The sequence below is a fragment of the Pusillimonas noertemannii genome, from assembly GCF_003096595.1.
In the GTDB taxonomy this organism is placed as follows: Bacteria; Pseudomonadota; Gammaproteobacteria; order Burkholderiales; family Burkholderiaceae_B; genus Pusillimonas; species Pusillimonas noertemannii.
Map to the genome: position 1 here is coordinate 858,646 of NZ_QEKO01000001.1, position 20,007 is coordinate 878,652.

Sequence of the window (20,007 nt, forward strand, 5' to 3'; positions counted from 1 at the left end):
GAGCTTATTGCCGGATCAACCGCGCTCCCTGGCCCGCGCGGGGCCGGCCTTGGCTTCTGCCGGCTCGGCGTTTACAGGCCCAACTGGCCCCACATGGCGTCGACGCGGGCCTTTACGTCTTTGTCCATCTGAATGGGGCGGCCCCACTCGCGCTGGGTTTCGCCCGGCCATTTGTTGGTGGCGTCCATGCCCATCTTTCCGCCCAGGCCCGACACGGGCGAGGCAAAGTCCAGGTAGTCGATCGGCGTGTTCTCCACCAGCAGGGTGTCGCGTGCCGGGTCCATGCGGGTGGTCATGGCCCAGACCACCTCTTTCCAGTCGCGCACGTCGACGTCGTCGTCCACGACGATGATGAACTTGGTGTACATGAACTGGCGCAGAATGCTCCACAGGCCGAACATGACCCGCTTGGCGTGGCCGGCGTACTGCTTGCGTATCGACACGACCGCCAGGCGGTAGCTGCAGCCTTCGGGCGGCAGGTGGAAGTCCACGATCTCGGGAAGCTGGCGCCGCAGAAGCGGCACGAACACCTCGTTCAGGGCCACCCCCAGCACGGCCGGCTCGTCGGGCGGCTTGCCGGTGTAGGTGCTGTGATAAATGGGATTGCGGCGCATGGTAATGCGCTCGACCGTGAAGACCGGGAACCAGTCCTGCTCGTTGTAATAGCCTGTGTGGTCGCCGTAGGGGCCCTCGAGCGCCATTTCATAGCGCCCGTCGGAGGGGGGCTTGACACCCTCTGGAACCGTGGGCTCCAGGGCGGCGGGGTGGTCCGAGGGCAATATATGCCCCTCGAGCACGATTTCGGCGAAGGCGGGAACGGTAAGGTCGCTGCCCAGGGCGTCGGCCACCTCGGTGCGCGAGCCGCGCAGCAGCCCGGCAAACTGGTATTCGGACAGGCTGTCGGGCACGGGCGTGACGGCGCCCAGGGTGGTGGCCGGGTCGGCGCCCAGGGCCACCGCTATGGGAAATGGCTTGCCGGGGTTGGCCAGGGCGTGGTCGCGGAAGTCGAGCGCCCCGCCGCGATGCGACAGCCAGCGCATGATGAGCTTGTTGCGGCCGATGAGCTGCTGGCGGTAGATGCCCAGGTTCTGGCGGCGGGCATTGGGGCCGCGCGTAATGACCAGGCCCCAGGTGAGCAGGGGGGCGGCGTCCTCGGGCCAGCAGGTCTGCAGCGGGATGGCGCCCAGGTCGACGTCGTCGCCTTCGAGCACGATTTCCTGGCAGGCCGGATTGCGAATGCGTTTCGGGCTCATGTCCCACAGGGCCGACTTCAGCAACGAGACCTTGGCAAAGGCATCGCGCAGACCACGCGGGGCCTCGGGCTCGCGCAGCGAGGCCAGCAGTTCGCCGATGTCGCGCAGGGCGGCCACGTCGTCGGCGCCCATGCCCAGCGCCACCCGCCCGGGTGTGCCGAACAGGTTGGCCAGCACGGGCATCGAGGCGCGGCGGCCGTCGTGCATGGGGTGCTCGAACAACAGGGCGGGCCCTTCGGCACGCAGGACGCGGTCGCTGATTTCGGTCATTTCAAGCGCCGTCGAGACGGGGTGCGTGATGCGCTTGAGCTGGCCCGCTCCTTCCAATTGCGCGACGAAGTCCCGCAGGTCACGGTATTTCAAGAAATTCTCACTGATTGGTTTTGACGGACGTCTAAGGTTAACATCGAGCTCGGCATTTTATTGGAAGGGGCCGGGCACCAAGGGCCCCTGAAGGAAGGCAACAAGGACATGACGGTTTCGGGCACTTACACTTGGCTGGGACGCTCGCTGCGCCTGACGGGCAGGCGCGCGGCCGAGCTTACGCATGCCGCGGCGGTCTACCTGGGGATTGCGGTGCTGGTCACGGTATCGCTGAGCTTTGTGGTGCCGTCGCTGCGCGATCAATCACAGCAGATACACGCCGCCCTGCTGATTAGCCTGAAGCCCGGCTCGGTGACGGACGATGGTTCGGGCCTGTCGCTGGCGGAACGCCTGTCGGGCGGGCAGGTGGACCTGTCCTCGGGACGCGGTGCCGCGGACGACGGAGCGGCGGCGGACGAAGAAGAGCCGCAAACCTTTGCCGACGCGCTCAGCGCGCTCGATTCCTTCTCCATCCCGGGTGTCACCAAGGTGCAGAGCCAGGCGCTGCGCAGCTACATTGCGCGCAAGTACCGCATCGCCCATGACGTGGCGGGGGTGTTGATCCACACGGTGTTCGCGGTGGCGCCTGAAAAGGACCTGGACCCGCTGCTGGTGCTGGCCGTCATTGCCATCGAGTCGCGCTATAACCCTTTTGCCGAAAGCCATGTGGGCGCGCAGGGGCTGATGCAGGTCATGACCAAGGTGCACCAGGACAAGTTCGAGCGTTTTGACGGCGGCGCCGAAGCGGCGCTGAATCCGATCGCCAACATACGGGTGGGCAGCCAGATCTTGCACGACTGCATCCAGCGCCGTGGCTCGGTCACCGGGGGCCTGGCCTGTTATGTGGGGGCCACCGGCCCCAGCGACGGCGGCTACGGGGCCAAGGTGCTGGCAGAGCGCCGGCGGCTTTCCCTGGCCTCGGGCATTCCGCCGCGGCTGTAGCGGCACCGCGCTTCCGGCGGGGGCTCGGGTGTTTGCCTATGCCCGGGCGAGAAAGCCTTCCATGCGTTCCACGGCTTCTTTCAGGCGGTCCAGGCCGGTCGAGTACGACAGGCGGATCGAGTGTGCCGCATGGGCCGGCCCGAAATCGCGCCCCGGCACCGTGGCCACGCCCGCTTCATGCAGCAGCCGGTGCACGAAGTCGTCGCTGTCCTGGCTGTAGCGGCTGATGTCGGCGTAAATGTAGAAGGCGCCGTCGGGCACGACCGGCACGTGCAGGCCGATGCGCTCGAGCTGCGGCAGCAGGTAGTCGCGCCGCTGTTTGAACGACAGCCGCCGCTGGTCGTACACACGCATCACTTCGGGCTCGAAGCAGGTAAGGGCGGCATGCTGCGCCAGCGAGGGAGCGCAGATCGCCAGGCTGGCCGCAAGCTTTTCGATGGCGGGCACCATGTCTTGCGGGGCGATCATCCAGCCCAGGCGCCAGCCTGTCATGTGGAAGTATTTGGAGAAACTGTTGATGATGATGATGTCGTCGTCGATGGCCAGCGCGCTGCGTGGTGTATCGCCGTAATACAGGCCCAGGTAGATTTCGTCCATGATGACGAAGCCGCCCCGCTGGCGCACTTCGCTGACCAGCTCGCGCAGTTCGTCGTGCTCGATGGTGGTGCCCGTGGGGTTGCTGGGCGAGGCCACGAGCACTCCGGCTGTGGCGGGCCCCCAGTGCCGCCGGACGTCTTGGGCCGAAAGCTGGAAGCGCTGTTCCGCCGACGAGGGAACCAGCCGAGGCACGCCGCCCGCGCCCATGATGAAGTTCTGGTTGGCGGGGTAAGAGGGGTCGGACATCAGTACTTCGTCGCCCGGGTTGATCAGTGCCATGGCGGCCAGCAGCAGGGCGCCGGAAGCGCCGGATGTGACGATGACGCGGCTCGGGTCGACGGTTGCGCCGAATTGCTGCTGGTAGTAGTGGGCAATGGCCTCGCGCAGGGCGGGCAGGCCGGCCGGCGATGTATAGCCGCTTAGGCCGGCTGCCGCGGCGCGATTTAAAGTCTCGACGACCTGGGCGGGGGCGGTGAAGTCGGGCTCGCCTATGCCCAGGCTGATGATGTCCCGGCCTTGCGCATTCAGGGCGCTGGCCTGCTTGAAGATTTCGACTGCGTAGAAGGGCATGACCTGGTCGGTGCGCTTGGCTAGGCGGGACATAAATTGCTGCTCTGAAGAAAAATCTGATTGTAGGCGGTTCTTTGGGTTCTTGAACTGGAGCGCTGGGCGGTTGAAAGTCCCTAATGTCCCTCCATCCCGACACTTCAACAATACAAGTTCTTAAGCTGGCGCGCTGGTGTGGTCCGTTCTTTGAGTTCTTTAGCGGCGCGCTGCGGGGCAGTATTTAGGGCGCCGGAGAGCTGCGGCCGGCTTTGCCGGCTGCCCTCGCGTCCTATTGTTTTTGGGGCGCTCGCGAACTCGCGGGCGGCGGAGCAGTGCTCCGCCAAGCTTGCCCGCTCAAACATGCGCTCGCTTGCCTCCCCAAAAACAACAGGCCGCTCGGCTTGCTCAACGTCGCCCTAAATACTGCCCCGCATCGCGCCTCAGAGTGTCTTGGGTTGGGGCACCCTGGGTTTCTTGGCTTGATGCACCGTATTTTTTCTGCGACAGGTGGCGGCATTCTGCTTTTGCGACAGATAGGTGGCATTTCTACGAATACAGGGTGTTCTGCCACAGGCATGCGGCATTACGACCGGGCAGTATTTTTAGCTGCCAAGCCATCACATCCCCCCGGACTCAAGGTTTTCCCCAGCCCGAGCCTCGCAAGAGGGGCGTTTATCTACCCCAATGCAGTTCCTGTGATGTGGGGTGTGGCTGGGCCGGGCGTTGGCGGTCGAGCCAGGCGCCGCAGAACGGAGGGCGAAGGCCCGGAGGATGCGGACAGGCGGGCCCGGAGGGCCGACCGGCGTCGACTGGAACAGACATACCCCGCAGCGCAGGAACGGGTTTAAAGCAAACAGCATCACATTCAAGAGGCAACCCAGGGACAAACACCCCCACAGCCAAGAGACAACTCAGGAACGGTTCAAGAACCAACGTCCTCACCGTCAGACGCAGGAGCGGACTAAGAACCAGCAATCTCACGATCAAGAGATAAGATGGAACAGGAACGAATCACCCGCCCGCTCACTCAAAACACGGCAGTCGTAGCTATACTTTCCACCAAAGATTCTTCGCAACAGGAACACCATGGAGTCCTCATCCAGACGGGCTTTTCTGACCGGTCGGCGTGCCGCGCGCAGCCCCTGGGAACAATTCTGCCGCCGCATGCAGCATGGCATTGCCGGCGACTTTCTTGACTTCGGCCTGTACGAAGGCAAGGGCAGCGCCCGGCTTACCCCCAGCCAGGGCGGCGACGTGCGCCTGGCCCTGGCCCTGTGCCGCGAATTCGGGGTGGTCCTGGCCCTGAGCGGCATCAACCAGGGCGACAGCCTGACCGGGCAGTCGGTCTTGTGGATCGAGCTCGACGGCTCCATGGCCGGCTGCCAGCCCTTGCCCGACGATGAGGGCAAGTGGTTCGTCCAGCCCGGCACGCATCTGTCGGAACTGGCAAGCGCCGGCCTGCCCCAGTTTGCCGACCAGCCCGGCTACCTTACCGTTGCCGCCTGGGCAGCCGACCGCAGCCTGTGCGGCTGGGCGCCGGGCGAGTCTTTTCGTTGCGGCCTGCTGCATGCTTCGGTGCTGATGGCCGATGGCAGCAGCGCCGTGCTGGGGCCTTTCGGCGCGGGCAACCGTATGCCCCTGGGCACGCTGACCTTGCAAAAGCTCGTGCCACAGCTGTTTGCTCTGGCTTCGTCTGAACCCGCCGCCCGTTTCGCCACTCACGAACGCTGGCCCGCGCGCTATCGTCTCGATGCGCTTGCGCCCCGGCCGGGGCATGATGTCAATCTTTCTCATCTTTTGCTGGGCCATGGGGGCGATCTGGGCTGGATCGAGTGGATGGTGTTCGAGGCCCGGCCGGCCCTGCCTTCGATGGACTGGACCACAGCCTATACCAGTCGTCCGCCGGCGGGCGACGATGCGCTGTGGCAACAAGCGTCTACGCTCGATCGCGGCGTGAAGAAGCTGTTTGATCCCGACGGCGTTTTTCCCGACCCGGGGCAGGATCTTTGACGCCTTGCGCCCGGCTTTGCGCCCCGTGCCGCGCAAGGCGCGGCTTGCGCGTAGGCATCACACCATGACCGAAGGCGCGCGAGGGGCTAGAATGATCGTCTCTTGTTCACCTCGTCCTGTCTGAATCGATCATCATGGAAGAAAACTTTCGCAAAGCGGCCCTCGAATACCACGAGCAAGGCCGTCCGGGGAAAATCGCCGTCACGCCCACCAAGCAGCTGTCCAACCAACGGGACCTGGCGCTGGCATACTCGCCCGGCGTGGCCGCCGCTTGCGAAGAGATCGTCAACGATCCTGTCAATGCCTTCCGCTTCACGGGGCGCGGCAACCTGGTGGGCGTCATCACCAACGGCACCGCGGTGCTGGGCCTGGGCAATATTGGCCCGCTGGCTTCCAAGCCGGTCATGGAAGGCAAGGCGGTGCTTTTCAAGAAGTTCGCCGGCATCGACGTCTTCGACATCGAGATCAACGAAAACGACCCCGACAAGCTGGTCGACATCATCGCCGGGCTCGAGCCCACCTTCGGCGGCATCAACCTTGAAGACATCAAGGCGCCCGAGTGCTTCGTGGTCGAGCGCAAGCTGCGCGAACGCATGAAGATTCCCGTCTTCCACGACGACCAGCACGGCACGGCCATCTGTGTCGCCTCGGCCTTCATCAGCGCGCTCAAGGTGGTGGAAAAAGACATCAAGCAGGTCAAGCTGGCGGTGTCGGGCGCCGGCGCCGCCGCGCTGGCCTGCCTCGACCTGCTCGTCGACCTGGGCCTGCCGGTCGAGAACATCTGGGTCTCGGACATCGAAGGCGTGGTCTACAAGGGCCGCACCGTCCTCATGGACCCGGCCAAAGAACGGTTCGCGCAAGAAACCGAGGCCCGCAAGCTGGGCGACATCATCGGCGGCGCCGACGTGTTCCTGGGCCTGTCGGCCGGCGGCGTGCTCAAGCCCGAGATGGTGGCCGCCATGGCGCCCAGGCCCGTCATCCTGGCCCTGGCCAACCCCAACCCCGAAATCCTGCCCGAAGACGCCCACGCGGTGCGCGACGACGTCGTCATGGCCACCGGGCGCTCCGACTACCCCAACCAGGTCAACAATGTGTTGTGCTTCCCCTACATTTTCCGGGGAGCGCTCGACGTGGGGGCCACCACCATTACGCGCGGCATGGAAAAAGCCGCCGTCGAGGCCATTTCGCAACTGGCCCAAGAAGAACAGAACGACGCGGTGGCCGCCGCCTACGGCACCTACAACGTGTCTTTCGGCCCCGAATACCTCATTCCCAAGCCCTTCGACAACCGCCTCATCGTGCGCGTGGCGCCGGCCGTGGCGCGCGCCGCCATGGAAGACGGCGTGGCCACGCGACCCATTGCCGACTTCGACAGCTACGTCGAAGAACTGCAGCAGTTCATGTACCGCTCGGGCTCGTTCATGAAGCCGCTGTTCTCCACCGCCAAGAGCATGGTGCGCGAGGGCGGCAAGGCGCGCATCGTATTCAGCGAGGGCGAAGAAGAGCGCGTGCTGCGAGCGGTGCAGATCGTGGTCGACGAGAAGCTGGCCAAGCCCATCCTCATCGGCCGGCCCGAGGTCCTGCAGGCCCGCATCAAGAAGTTCGGCTTGCGCCTGAAGCTGGGTGAAGACGTCGAGGTCACCAACACCGAGTACGACGAACGTTTCCACAGCTACTGGACCACCTACTGGGAAATGATGTGCCGGCGGGGCATTACCAAAGAAATGGCCCGGGTCGAGATGCGCCGCAGGCTTACGCTCATCGGCGCCATGATGATCCACATGGGCGATGCCGACGGCATGGTGTGCGGCACGGTCGGCTCCTACGCCGATCACCTGCGTTTCATCGACGAGGTCATCGGCAAGGCGCCGGGGGCCCGCACCTATGCGGCCATGAACATCCTGCTGCTGTCCGAGCGCACGGTGGCGCTGGCCGACACCCACGTCAACGACAATCCCACCACCGAGCAGATCGCCGAGATCACGCTGGCGGCGGCGGGCGAAATGCGGCGCCTCAACATCGAGCCGAAGGCGGCCTTGCTGTCGCGATCCAACTTCGGCACCGGCAGTTCGGCCTCGGGAGCCAAGATGCGTGATGCATTGGCCATCGTGCGCGAACAGGACCCCACACTGGAGGTCGACGGCGAGATGCACGGCGACTGCGCGCTCGACGAAGCCCTGCGCCAGCGCATCCTGCCCTCGACCACGCTGAAGGGGTCGGCCAACCTGCTCATATGCCCCAACGTCGATGCCGGCAACATCGCCTACAACCTGCTCAAGACGGCCGCGGGGGGCAACGTTGCCGTCGGGCCCTTCCTGCTCGGCGCCAACGCGCCCGTGCACATCCTGACGTCCAGTTCAACGGTGCGGCGCATCGTCAACATGGCGGCGCTGACTGTCGTGGACGCCAACACGCCACGCTCGACGTGATGCCATGCGCAAGGGCTTCGGTAGCTCGCCGGTAGGCCTTGTTCTGATGGGGGGCGGCGCGCGCGCCGCCTACCAGGTTGGCGTCCTGTCGGGCATTCTGCAAATACTCGACCCCGACCGCTCACCGCAGTTCTGCAACCCTTTTCCCATCTTGTGCGGCACCTCGGCCGGCGCCATCAACGCGGCGGCCCTGGCCTGCCGGGCCAACGACATCCACCTGGCGGTCGACCGCCTGGTCACGCTCTGGGATGAGCTACACACCGAGCACATCTATCGCAGCGATGCGCTTTCGCTGCTGGGCACGGGATGGCGCTGGCTGAGCATGCTGGCGCTGGGCTGGCTATGGCCCGGACTGCGCGGCAGGCGTCCCAGCTCGCTGCTCGACAACAGCCCCCTGGCCGATCTGCTGGCGGCCACGCTGGATTTCGACCGTCTCAACGACAATCTCGACCAGGGCGAATTGCAGGCGCTTGCCATCACGGCCACGGCCTTCGTCACGGGCGAGCATCTTACCTTCTATAATGCGCGCCACCTCATCGACCCATGGACACGAAGCCTGCGCCGCGCCGTGCCCGGGCGGGTAGGGGTAGAGCATCTCATGGCATCCAGCGCCATTCCCTTCATCTTTCCCGCCCAGGCCATCCTGGTGAACGGCAAGACGGAATGGTGTGGCGATGGCTCCATGCGGCAGCTGGCGCCCCTGAGCCCGGCCATCCACCTGGGCGCCGAGCGGGTCCTGGTGGTGGGTACCGGCCATCGGGACGACACCCATGCCGAAGAGCGCCAGGTCGACTCCCACTATCCGCCGCTGGCCCAGGTAGGTGGGCATGTGCTGTCCAGCATATTCATGGACGGCCTGTCGATGGACGTCGAAAGGCTCGAACGCATCAACGACCTGCTCGCCCTGGCGCCGGCCGAGAAAGTCGAAACGCAGTCCCTCAGGACGGTCAGCGCACTGACCATCACCCCCAGCAAGCCGCTGGACAACATTGCCATGGAGTTTTTGCATCAAATGCCACCTTCGGTTCGTACACTTTTTCGGGTACTCGGTGTATCGTCGGGTTCCGGGGCCACGACAGGCGGAGCGTTGGTATCCTACTTGCTGTTCGAGGCCGGATACACCCGCGAGCTCATCCGTCTCGGACGAGCCGACAGCATGGAACGTATTGAGGAAGTCAAAGCGTTTTTCAAGGAGACGCCACAATGACCCAAGCGCAGACATGGCAGAAAAAATTACAGAAAGGCGGTCTGATCGATTCCGCAGCCGTCTCGCGGGAAGAAGCCGTCGAGCGGGCCCAGGCTGCGGGGCTTACCGCCTATGTGATCGATTGCGATCGGGCGCGCAGCCGTTCGGCTGTGTTGCGGGCGGTGGTCAAGGCGGTCGATTTTCCCGAGTTCTTCGGGGGCAACCTCGACGCCCTGTACGATTGCATCTGTGACACGGTGCTCGACCAGAAAACAGGCCTGTTCCTGTGGTTCGACAAGCTGCATTCGGGCGATCCGGCCCTGACCGAAGACGCCGAGGCCATTCTGGCGGTGTGCGACGACGTGGTCGAGTTCGCCCGCAATAACGAGCGCAGCTTTTCGTACGCCGTGGTGCATGCCGGCAAGCATCCCGACCCTGAACCGGGGGTTGCGCCTACGCCTTATTCGGGCGCCCGCGAAGAAGAATAGCCGGCAAGGGTAAGAACACCGGCTTTGCCAGGTGCCCAAGCCGCTGCGTGCGCAGCGGCTTGGCTGTTTCAGTTCCAGCCTTTCAATGCGCTTACGGCGGCGATCAGTGCCAGCCCCGCCGTCTCGGTGCGCAACACCCGCGTCCCGAACCGCACGGGCGCCGCGCCTTGCCGCAGCGCCGCCTGCTGTTCTTCGGGCGACCAGCCGCCTTCGGGCCCCACCAGAAGGGTAATGTCGTTTGCCGCGCCCACGGCCTGGTCCAGCGCCTGAGTGGCTTCCGGATGGCAAAGCAGCACGGGGCCGGCCGTTTCCAGCGAAGCCAGGCAGGCTTCCAGGGCGAGGGGGGCCTCGATGCGCATGATGCGGTTGCGGCCGCATTGCTCGCTGGCCGACTGGGCAATGCGCTGCCAGTGCTGCAGGCGCTTGGCCTGGCGCTGCGGGTTCAACTGAACCACGCTGCGCTGGGCCGCGACCGGAATCAGCCGATGCGCACCCAGTTCCACGGCTTTTTCCACGATCCAGTCCATCTTGTCGCCCGAGGGTAGGCCCTGCACCAGGGTGATCGTGCCCGCCAGCTCGGCTTCCACGGCGTGGTGGGCGCCCACTTGAGCCTGGGCCGACTTGCCCTGGATGCTTAACACGGCCTCGTACTGCCCCCCGCGCCCGTCGAACAGAATGACCGCTGCGCCGTCCTTCAGGCGCAGCACACGCAAGGCGTAGTGCGCAAGCTCGGGGGGCAGCTCGAGGGCCTGATGCGGCTGCAGGGGAAGAGGGCAGAAGAACCTGGGTCGGGCCATGGGCTGGGAAAAATGCAAGATGGTAAAATCAGTGGCTTTGCAACGCTTCGCCGGAAAGCGGCCCATACGCGGCCGCCAGGTCTTAGAGAATACCCCATGAGCCCTTCGCCAGCCCAAGACTCCACTTTGGCCAATGCCATCCGTGCGCTTTCCATGGATGCGGTCCAACAAGCCAATTCCGGCCACCCGGGCGCGCCCATGGGCATGGCCGACATTGCCGAGGCCCTCTGGACCCGCCACCTGCGCCATAATCCGGCCGATCCGGCCTGGTTCGACCGCGACCGCTTCGTGCTGTCGAACGGCCATGGCTCGATGCTGATCTACGCCTTGCTGCATCTTACCGGCTACGACCTGCCCATCGGCGAACTCAAGAATTTCCGGCAGTTGCATTCGCGCACACCCGGCCACCCCGAAGTGGGCATCACCGCCGGCGTCGAGACCACCACCGGCCCGCTGGGCCAGGGCCTGGCCAACGCGGTCGGCATGGCGCTGGCCGAGGCCCTGCTGGCCCAGGAATTCAACCGCGACGGCCACAAGGTGGTCGATCACTTCACCTATGCCTTCGTGGGCGACGGCTGCCTGATGGAGGGCATCTCTCACGAAGCCTGCTCGCTGGCGGGCACGCTGCGCCTGTCCAAGCTCGTTGTCTTTTACGACGACAACGGCATCTCCATCGACGGCAAGGTCGAAAACTGGTTCCGCGACGACACCCCCGCGCGCTTTGAAAGCTATGGCTGGAACGTGGTGCGCAACGTCGACGGCCACAACGTGGCCGACGTCGACCAGGCCATCGAGCAGGCCAAGGCCTGGTCCGCGCAGGGCAAGGGCCCCACGCTTATTTGCTGCCGCACCGTCATCGGCAAGGGCGCGCCCACCATGGCAGGCACCGAGAAAGTGCACGGCGCGCCGCTGGGCGCCGACGAAATCGCCGCCACGCGCGAAGCGCTGAACTGGCCCCACGAACCTTTCACGGTTCCCGACCACGTCTATCAGCGCTGGAGCGCCCGCAACAAGGGCCTGTTGTGGCAGAACGAATGGCAGGGCGCCTTCGACGCCTACGCCCAGGCCTATCCGACCGAAGCCGCCGAGCTCAAGCGCCGCATGGCCGGCGAACTTCCCGCCGACTTTGCCGAGAAGGCACGCGCTTTTGTGCAGGCCACCGCTGAAAAGGCCGAAACCGTCGCCAGCCGCAAGGCCTCGCAGTTTGCCATTGCCGCGTTTGCCGAAATACTGCCCGAGATGGTGGGCGGCTCGGCCGACCTTACCGGCTCGAACTTCACCGACTGGAAGGGCGTGGCACCCGTGCGCGCCACCGGCGATGGCCTGCAGTTCGGCCGCCACATCAACTACGGCGTGCGCGAGTTCGGCATGGCGGCCATCATGAACGGCATGGCCCTGCACGGCGGTTACCTTCCTTTCGGCGGCACCTTCCTTACGTTCTCCGATTACTCGCGCAATGCGGTGCGCATGGCCGCCCTCATGAAGCAGCGCGTGGTGCACGTGTTCACGCACGATTCCATCGGCCTGGGCGAAGACGGCCCCACCCACCAGTCGGTCGAGCACGCCACCAGCCTGCGCCTCATTCCCAATCTGCACGTCTGGCGTCCTTGCGACACCACAGAAACCGCGGTGGCATGGCAGCTGGCGCTGCAGCGCCCGGCCAGCCTGGGCATGGCGGTCCGCCAGGGCGGCCCCAGCGCCTTGCTGCTGTCGCGCCAGAACCTGCCCTTCGTGCAGCGCGACGACGACGGCATCCAGGCCATTGCCCGCGGCGGCTACGTGTTGCGCGATGCCCCGAACGCCAAGGCGGTCATCATCGCCACAGGCTCCGAGGTGGCCCTGGCCCTGGGCGCACAAGAGCAGCTTGCCGCGCGCGGCATCGCGGTGCGTGTGGTGTCCATGCCCTGCACACAGATCTTCGACGAGCAAGACGCGCAATGGCGCGACGCCGTGCTGCCCAAGGGCCTGCCGCGCGTTGCCGTCGAGGCCGGCGTTACCACCGCTTGGTACAAGTACGTGGGTCTCGAAGGCGCGGTGGTCGGCCTCGACACCTATGGCGAATCTGCGCCGGCCGGCGTCCTATTCAAGCATTTCGGCCTTACCGTCGAGCACGTCGCGGCGGCCGTCGAGCAAATTTTGTAAAACAGGAGAATCACCATGGCAATTCGCGTAGCGATCAACGGATACGGACGTATCGGGCGCAATGTTCTGCGTGCCCACTATGAAGACGGCAAGAAGCACGACATCGAAATCGTCGCCATCAACGACCTGGGCGACCCCAAGACCAACGCCCACCTCACCCGTTACGACACGGCGCACGGCCGTTTCCCCGGCACGGTCGAAGTCGACGGCGACTACATGGTCGTCAATGGCGACCGCATTCGCGTGCTGGCCAACCGCAACCCCGCCGAATTGCCCTGGGGCGAGCTCAAGGTAGACGTCGTGCTCGAGTGCACGGGCTTCTTCACCACCAAGGAAAAGGCCGGCGCCCACATCCAGGGTGGCGCCAAGAAGGTCATCATCTCGGCTCCCGGCGGCAAAGATGTGGATGCCACCATCGTGTACGGCGTGAACCACGACGTGCTCAAGGCCAGCGACACCGTTATCTCGAACGCCTCGTGCACCACCAACTGCCTGGCCCCGCTGGTGCAGCCCCTGCATCAGAAAATCGGCGTCGTCACCGGCCTGATGACCACCATCCACGCCTACACCAACGACCAGGTCCTGACCGACGTCTATCACAGCGACCTGCGTCGCGCGCGTTCGGCCACTTCCAGCATGATCCCCACCAAGACCGGTGCGGCTTCCGCGGTCGGCCTGGTGCTGCCCGAGCTCAACGGCAAGCTCGACGGCTACGCCATTCGCGTTCCCACCATCAACGTGTCGCTGGTCGACCTGTCGTTCGTGGCCGCGCGTGAAACCTCGGTCGACGAGGTCAACGCCATTCTCAAGGCGGCGGCATCCGAAGGCCCCCTCGAGGGTATTCTGGCCTACACCGACGAACCGCTGGTGTCGGTCGACTTCAACCACTCCACCGCGTCCAGCACGGTAGACGAAGGCCTGACCAAAGTCTCGGGCAATCTGGTCAAGGTCGGTTCGTGGTACGACAACGAGTGGGGCTTCTCCAACCGCATGCTCGACACCACCGTGGCCCTGATGTCGGCCAAGTAATCCGACGCTGCGGCACTTGAAGGGCGGGAATCATTCCCGCCCTTTGAATGTAACTTTGCGGAGCCCGAGGCTTCCTTGAAACAGCGGCGCAGAGTGCCGGCTTGCACACCGGCGTTATTCGCCTCAACTATGATCCGTTTCCATGTCTTCGATCCAAACTCTTTCTGCCCTGGCCAAGACCGACGCACTGTCGGGCAAGCGCGTGTTCATCCGCTCCGACCTCAACGTGCCGTTCAACGATGCGGGCGAAATCTCTGAAGACACGCGCATCCGTGCTTCGATTCCCGCCATCCGCATGGCCCTCGACGCAGGCGCCTCGGTCATGGTTACCTCGCACCTTGGCCGTCCCACCGAAGGCAAGGTCCAGGCGGCCGACACCCTGGCGCCGGTGGCGGCGCGCCTGAGCGAACTGCTGGGGCAGCCGGTGCGGCTCGTGCAAGACTGGATCGACGGCGTTTCGGTGGATCCGGGCCAGGTCGTGTTGTTGGAAAACTGCCGCTGCAACGTGGGCGAGAAGAAGAACGACGAGTCGCTTTCGCGCAAGATGGCGGCGTTGTGCGATGTATACGTGAACGACGCCTTTGGCACTGCGCACCGCGCCGAAGCCACCACGCACGGCATCGCGCGCTATGCGCCCATCGCCTGCGCCGGCCCCTTGCTCGAGGCCGAGCTCGACGCCCTGGGCCGCGCCCTGCAAGACCCCAAGCGCCCCATGGTGGCGATCGTGGCCGGCTCCAAGGTGTCGACCAAGCTGTCCATACTGCAATCGCTGGCCGACAAGGTCGACCAGCTGATCGTGGGCGGCGGCATTGCCAATACCTTCATGCTGGCCCAGGGGCTGTCCATCGGCAAGTCGCTGGCCGAGGCCGAGCAGGTCGACCAGGCGCGCGCGGTCATCGAGCTGATGAAGCAACGCGGCGCCGATGTGCCCATTCCGGTCGACGTGGTATGCGCCAAGTCTTTCGCGGCCGACGCGCCTGCCGTGGTCAAGCCGGCCAATGAAGTGGCCGACGACGACCTCATCCTGGACATCGGCCCCGATACCGCCGCCGCGCTGGCCGAGATGTTGCGCAAGGCGGGCACCATCGTGTGGAACGGCCCGGTGGGCGTATTTGAGTTCGACGCCTTTGCCGGCGGCACCGAGGCCATCGCCCGCGCCATCGCCGAATCGGAGGCGTTTTCCATCGCCGGCGGCGGCGATACCCTGGCGGCCATCGCCAAGTACGGCATCGCCGGCAAGGTCGGCTATATTTCAACCGGGGGCGGCGCCTTCCTCGAGTTCCTCGAAGGCAAGGTGCTGCCCGCCGTCGACATCCTTCAGCAGCGCGCCGCCTGAAGCCGCCCGCCTGAAATATCCGCCTTGATCGGGCGCGCTGGCGGCAGGCATGCCGGCCGCCCGAGCCGACACTATGCAGGAGGTCTCCATGCCTACGAACCCGCGCCTGACGCGCCGTAATCCCGACGAGCTTCTGGTTGGCCTGGTATCGGTGTCCGACCGCGCATCCAGCGGAGCCTACCAGGACCAGGGCATTCCTTCGCTGCAGTCGTGGCTGGACGAGGCCCTGCTGGGTACGGCGCAGTACGCCACCCGCCTCATCGCCGACGAAAAGCCCCTCATCGCCCGCACGCTCATCGAGCTGGTGGACGAGGCGGGCTGCGACCTTGTGCTGACCACCGGCGGCACGGGCCCCGCGCGGCGCGACGTCACGCCCGAGGCCACGCTCGAGGTCGCCACCAAAGAGATGCCGGGTTTTGGCGAGCAGATGCGCCAGATCAGCCTGCGCTTCGTGCCCACGGCCATACTTTCGCGCCAGGTGGCGGTTGTTCGCGAGACGGCCGGCCATGCCGCCCTGATCATCAACCTGCCGGGCCAGCCCAAGGCCATCAAGGAAACGCTCGAAGGCCTCAAGGACGCCGATGGCGCGCAGCTTGTGCCGGGCATCTTTGCGGCCGTGCCGTATTGCATCGACCTTATCGGCGGCCCTTATATCGAGACGCACGAGCGGATCGTGAAGGCCTTTCGGCCCAAGTCGGCCGTGCGCGCGCCGCGCTCTTAAGCCCCTGGGCGCCGGACGGTCGGTGCGCAGGCCGGCAAAGGCGGGGCCAGCCTACGGGCTCCGATGTGTTTACAGGCTTCAAGCCTTTGTCTCCAAACGTTTTCGAGGCGCCGCGCGGGCCGATGCCCGCCGCCCATTCGGGTAAAATTGCTGCAATCCCCTTTATTCTTGATTTGGAGGTCTTGTCATGGCCCTAGTTTCCATGCGCCAGTTGCTCGATCATGCCGCCGAGAACGGCTACGGCATCCCGGCATTCAACGTCAACAATCTCGAGCAGGTACAGGCCATCATGGAGGCCGCGCACGAAACCGACAGCCCGGTCATCATGCAGGCCTCGGCGGGTGCGCGCAAATACGCCGGCGAAGGCTTCCTGAAACAGCTCATCCAGGCCGCGGTCGAAAGCTACCCGCACCTGCCCGTGGTCATGCACCAAGACCATGGCCAGTCTCCGGCCATATGCCAGGGCGCGATCGACCTGGGCTTTACCAGTGTCATGATGGACGGCTCGCTTGAAGAAGACGGCAAGTCGATTGCCGACTACGAATACAACGTCGACGTGACCAAGCGCGTGGTCGACATGGCCCACAAGCTGGGCATCACGGTCGAGGGCGAGCTGGGCTGTCTGGGTTCGCTTGAAACCATGAAGGGCGACAAAGAAGACGGCCACGGCGCCGAGGGCACGCTTACCATGGAGCAGCTGCTTACCGATCCCGAGCAGGCCGCCGACTTCGTCCGCCAGACCCAGCTCGACGCCCTGGCCATCGCCATCGGCACCAGCCACGGCGCCTACAAGTTCTCGCGCAAGCCCACGGGCGACATCCTTTCCATCTCGCGCATCAAAGAGATCCACGCCCGCCTGCCCAACACCCACCTGGTCATGCACGGCAGCTCCAGCGTGCCGCAAGAGCTGCTGGCCGAAATCCGCCAGTTCGGCGGCGACATGAAAGAAACCTACGGCGTGCCGGTCGAAGAAATCCAAGAGGCCATCAAGTTCGGCGTGCGCAAGGTCAACATCGACACCGACATCCGGCTTGCTATGACAGGCGCCATCCGCCGCTTCATGGCCGAGAACCCCTCCAAGTTCGACCCGCGCGAATACCTCAAGCCCGCGCGTCTGGCCGCCAAGCAGATCTGCCTGCAGCGCTACCAGCAGTTCGGCACCGCCGGCAACGCCAGCAAGATCAAGCCCGTCGCGCTTGACGAAATGGCACGCCGCTATGCGGCCGGCGAACTGGCCCAGGTGGTGCAGTAAATGACAGCACTGCATCAATCGCAGATCAAGTCGCTGCCCCTGCTGGCACGCGGCAAGGTGCGCGATATGTATGCCGTGGGCGACGACAAGCTGCTCATCGTCGCCTCCGACCGCATTTCCGCCTTCGACGTCATTCTTGACGACCCCATTCCCGGCAAGGGCCAGGTGCTTACCGAGCTTACCCAGTTCTGGCTTGGCAAGCTGGCCCATGTCGTGCCCAACCATTCCACCGGCATTGCCCCCGAAGACGTGGTGGCGGCCGACGAGCGCGACCAGGTGGCGGGTCGCGCCATGGTGGTCAAGCGTCTCAAGCCAGTCATGGTCGAGGCCGTGGCGCGCGGCTACCTGATCGGTTCAGGCTGGAAAGACTATCAGGCTACCGGCTCGGTCTGCGGCATTTCGCTGCCGGCCGGCCTCAAGCAGGCCAGCCGCCTGCCCGAGCCCATCTTTACGCCGGCGGCCAAGGCCGAGGTCGGCGCCCACGACGAGAACGTCGATTTCGCCCACGTGGTGGCCGAGGTCGGCCAGGACATGGCCGAGCAGATCCGCAACGTCACGCTGCGGCTCTATTCCGAAGCGTCCGCCTTCGCTGCGCAAAAAGGCATTATCATCGCCGACACCAAGTTCGAGTTCGGGCTCGATGCCGAAGGCACGTTGCATCTCATGGACGAGGTGCTTACGCCCGATTCATCGCGCTTCTGGCCCGCCAGCGAATACGCCGAGGGCATCAGCCCGCCGTCGTTCGACAAGCAGTTCGTGCGCGACTGGCTCGAAACCCAGCCCTGGGGCAAGACCCCGCCGGCGCCGCGCCTGCCGGCCGAGGTCATTGAAAAAACCGCCGCCAAGTATCGCGAGGCGGTTACCCGCCTCACTTCCTGAAACCCACCGCAGCACGCCCGCCAGCCGGGCTTTTTTCCGACAGGCTTATGAGCTCTATTGCCGATACGTCCACCGATAAGCAACCGCTGATCGGCATTATCATGGGTTCGTCCAGCGACTGGGACATCATGAAGCACGCGGCCGACATGCTGAGCGATTTCGGCGTGCCGCACGAAACCCTGGTCATCTCGGCGCACCGCATGCCCGCAGACATGGCGCAGTACGGCGCGCAGGCTGTCCGGCGCGGGCTGCGCGGCATCATCGCCGGAGCGGGGGGCGCCGCCCATCTGCCGGGCATGATGGCGGCGCTTACGCCGGTGCCCGTCTATGGCGTACCCGTGCCCTCGCGCTATCTGCGGGGCGAGGATTCCCTGCTGTCCATCGTGCAGATGCCCAAGGGCGTACCGGTTGCCACTTTCGCCATCGGCGAGGCGGGTGCGGCCAACGCCGCGCTGCACGCCATTGCCTGCATGGCGGTTACCGAGCCCGCGCTGCGCGACAAGCTCGATGCCTTCCGCGCCAGGCAGACCGAGGCCGCGCGCAATATGGTCGTGCCGCCGCCAGGCAATGATCAAACCGCTTAGGGCCTGCCTTGCACTTGAACATTATTGCGTTGGGCGGCAACAGGCTCCAGGCCTTACGATGCATTTTCCAGCCGCATTCATTAGCACCGCGCACAACACATCCGACATGAATACACCCTCCGATGTTTCCGTAATTGCACCCGGCAACTGGCTTGGCATGCTGGGCGGCGGGCAATTGGGACGCATGTTCTGCCATGCGGCGCAAAGCATGGGCTACAAGGTGGCCGTGCTCGATCCGGCGGCAGAGTGTCCGGCCGGTGTGGTGGCCGACCTGCACATACAGGCCGCCTACGACGATGCACAGGCGCTGGACCGCCTGGCCGGCCTGTGCGCCGCCGTAACCACCGAGTTCGAGAACGTGCCCGCGCAAAGCCTGGAAAGGCTGGCGCAAAGCGTGCGCGTCAGCCCCGATTCGCGTTCGGTGGCCATTGCGCAGGACCGCATCGCCGAAAAGTCGTTTCTGGCCCGGGCCGGCGTGCCCGTGGCCCCGCATGCCGCCATTGTTCAGCCTGGCGAGCTGGAGCAGGCCGGCAACGAGCTGTTCCCCGGCATCTTGAAATCAGCCCGCCTGGGCTACGACGGCAAGGGACAGGTGCGTGTCGCCAGCCGCGCCGAGGCCATCGAAGCATGGGAAGCCATGGGCCGCGTGCCCTGCGTGCTCGAGGCCCTGGTGCCGCTTGCCAGTGAGATCTCCGTGGTGGTGGCGCGCAATGCGCAGGGCCAGTCCGTGGCCTATGCGCCCTCGCTCAACGAGCACCGCGACGGCATTCTTGCCGTTTCCACGGTAGAGCCCCAGGCTCCCAAGTCGGCGCAGGCTTTTCACCAAGCCGCGGCGCGCATCGCGCAAGACGTCGCCCATGCACTGGATTATGTCGGCGTGCTGTGCGTCGAGTTCTTCGTGCTGAACGACGGGCGGCTGGTGGCCAATGAAATGGCCCCGCGGCCGCACAACAGCGGGCACTACACTATAGATGCCTGCATCAGCAGCCAATTCGAGCAGCAGGCCCGCGTCATGGCCGGCCAGCCGCTGGGCGACCCTTCCTGCCTGTGCGCCTCGGTCATGCTCAATGTTCTGGGCGACGTCTGGTTCGACGCGCAGGGCGAGCTGCGTGAGCCCGACTGGACCCGTGTACTGGGCGTGCCCGGCGCCAAGCTGCATCTGTACGGCAAGGCCGAGGCCCGCCGCGGACGCAAGATGGGCCATGTCACCGTGCTGGGCGCCACGCTCGGGGCGGCCCGCGAAGGCGCGCGTGAAGCGGCCGCCGCGCTGCGCATCCCCTTCGACGTTTAAGGGGTTCCTGGTTCAAGCGGTTTCAGGCCTGATCCTTCGATACGGTGGCCGGAAAGGCCGCCTTGATCGGGGGCAGGGTCGTGGAGGTGACGATATGGCGTCGGGGGCCAAAGCCATTTGTGGGATGGTCGTTTATCCGCCGCTTACGGGCGAGTGAATAAG

Annotated in this window: 16 protein-coding genes; 13 read left to right on the forward strand and 3 right to left on the reverse strand. The window is 65.1% G+C overall.

The window, feature by feature from the left end:
• Positions 1–71: 71 nt before the first annotated feature.
• Positions 72–1,616 (reverse strand): UbiD family decarboxylase, encoded by a 1,545-nt coding sequence (locus C7440_RS04060; RefSeq protein WP_116517550.1) that lies wholly within the window; start codon positions 1,614–1,616, stop codon positions 72–74.
• Between the two features lie 108 nt (positions 1,617–1,724).
• On the opposite strand from C7440_RS04060, the gene C7440_RS04065 reads away from it, so the two are divergent.
• Positions 1,725–2,558 carry a lytic transglycosylase domain-containing protein gene (locus tag C7440_RS04065; protein WP_083851329.1) on the forward strand — a complete coding sequence of 278 codons (834 nt, stop codon included), beginning with the start codon at positions 1,725–1,727 and terminating at the stop codon, positions 2,556–2,558.
• A 36-nt stretch (positions 2,559–2,594) separates the two neighbouring features.
• Here C7440_RS04065 and C7440_RS04070 read toward each other — a convergent pair whose 3' ends face one another.
• Positions 2,595–3,758, reverse strand: coding sequence for a pyridoxal phosphate-dependent aminotransferase (locus C7440_RS04070; protein ID WP_017525183.1), 1,164 nt, complete (start codon positions 3,756–3,758; stop codon positions 2,595–2,597).
• A gap of 1,029 nt (positions 3,759–4,787) precedes the next feature.
• Between C7440_RS04070 and C7440_RS04075 the strand changes: the two genes are divergently transcribed.
• The 4 genes from C7440_RS04075 to C7440_RS04090 all read left to right on the forward strand — a co-directional run bounded on the left by C7440_RS04075 (position 4,788) and on the right by C7440_RS04090 (position 9,814).
• Complete coding sequence (locus C7440_RS04075; RefSeq protein WP_017525236.1) at positions 4,788–5,711, forward strand: hypothetical protein; 924 nt, start codon at positions 4,788–4,790, stop codon at positions 5,709–5,711.
• Positions 5,712–5,845: 134 nt separating this feature from the next.
• Complete coding sequence (locus tag C7440_RS04080; RefSeq protein WP_017525235.1) at positions 5,846–8,140, forward strand: NADP-dependent malic enzyme; 2,295 nt, start codon at positions 5,846–5,848, stop codon at positions 8,138–8,140.
• Between the two features lie 4 nt (positions 8,141–8,144).
• Positions 8,145–9,347 (forward strand): patatin-like phospholipase family protein, encoded by a 1,203-nt coding sequence (locus C7440_RS04085; RefSeq protein ID WP_116517551.1) that lies wholly within the window; start codon positions 8,145–8,147, stop codon positions 9,345–9,347.
• On the forward strand, positions 9,344–9,814 hold the full coding sequence (locus C7440_RS04090; protein WP_017525233.1) for a barstar family protein: 471 nt from the start codon (positions 9,344–9,346) through the stop codon (positions 9,812–9,814). The genes C7440_RS04085 and C7440_RS04090 overlap by 4 nt, the downstream gene beginning before the upstream one ends.
• Before the next feature lie 68 nt (positions 9,815–9,882).
• Here C7440_RS04090 and C7440_RS04095 read toward each other — a convergent pair whose 3' ends face one another.
• Positions 9,883–10,611, reverse strand: a complete 729-nt coding sequence (locus C7440_RS04095; protein WP_026068093.1) for a 16S rRNA (uracil(1498)-N(3))-methyltransferase — start codon at positions 10,609–10,611, stop codon at positions 9,883–9,885.
• 96 nt (positions 10,612–10,707) lie between these two features.
• Here C7440_RS04095 and tkt point away from each other — a divergent pair, with 96 nt between their 5' ends.
• The 8 genes from tkt (at position 10,708) to C7440_RS04135 (ending at position 19,845) form a co-directional block, all read left to right on the forward strand.
• Positions 10,708–12,753: a transketolase gene (gene tkt, locus C7440_RS04100; protein ID WP_026068092.1), complete on the forward strand. Its 2,046-nt coding sequence runs from the start codon at positions 10,708–10,710 to the stop codon at positions 12,751–12,753.
• Positions 12,754–12,768: 15 nt separating this feature from the next.
• The gene (gene gap, locus C7440_RS04105; RefSeq protein WP_116517552.1) at positions 12,769–13,782 is read left to right on the forward strand and encodes a type I glyceraldehyde-3-phosphate dehydrogenase; all 1,014 of its coding nucleotides are present in this window, start codon (positions 12,769–12,771) and stop codon (positions 13,780–13,782) included.
• Between the two features lie 142 nt (positions 13,783–13,924).
• Entirely contained in the window at positions 13,925–15,118 is a 1,194-nt protein-coding gene (locus C7440_RS04110; protein ID WP_116517553.1) for a phosphoglycerate kinase, read from the forward strand.
• An 88-nt stretch (positions 15,119–15,206) separates the two neighbouring features.
• Positions 15,207–15,839 carry a molybdopterin adenylyltransferase gene (gene mog / locus C7440_RS04115; RefSeq protein ID WP_116517554.1) on the forward strand — a complete coding sequence of 211 codons (633 nt, stop codon included), beginning with the start codon at positions 15,207–15,209 and terminating at the stop codon, positions 15,837–15,839.
• Positions 15,840–16,026: 187 nt separating this feature from the next.
• Positions 16,027–17,091 carry a class II fructose-bisphosphate aldolase gene (fba, locus tag C7440_RS04120; RefSeq protein ID WP_116517555.1) on the forward strand — a complete coding sequence of 355 codons (1,065 nt, stop codon included), beginning with the start codon at positions 16,027–16,029 and terminating at the stop codon, positions 17,089–17,091.
• Complete coding sequence (locus C7440_RS04125; protein WP_017525226.1) at positions 17,092–17,970, forward strand: phosphoribosylaminoimidazolesuccinocarboxamide synthase; 879 nt, start codon at positions 17,092–17,094, stop codon at positions 17,968–17,970.
• A gap of 47 nt (positions 17,971–18,017) precedes the next feature.
• The gene (gene purE, locus C7440_RS04130) at positions 18,018–18,554 is read left to right on the forward strand and encodes a 5-(carboxyamino)imidazole ribonucleotide mutase (protein ID WP_017525225.1); all 537 of its coding nucleotides are present in this window, start codon (positions 18,018–18,020) and stop codon (positions 18,552–18,554) included.
• A gap of 106 nt (positions 18,555–18,660) precedes the next feature.
• Positions 18,661–19,845, forward strand: coding sequence for a 5-(carboxyamino)imidazole ribonucleotide synthase (locus C7440_RS04135; protein ID WP_116517968.1), 1,185 nt, complete (start codon positions 18,661–18,663; stop codon positions 19,843–19,845).
• Positions 19,846–20,007: the final 162 nt, after the last annotated feature.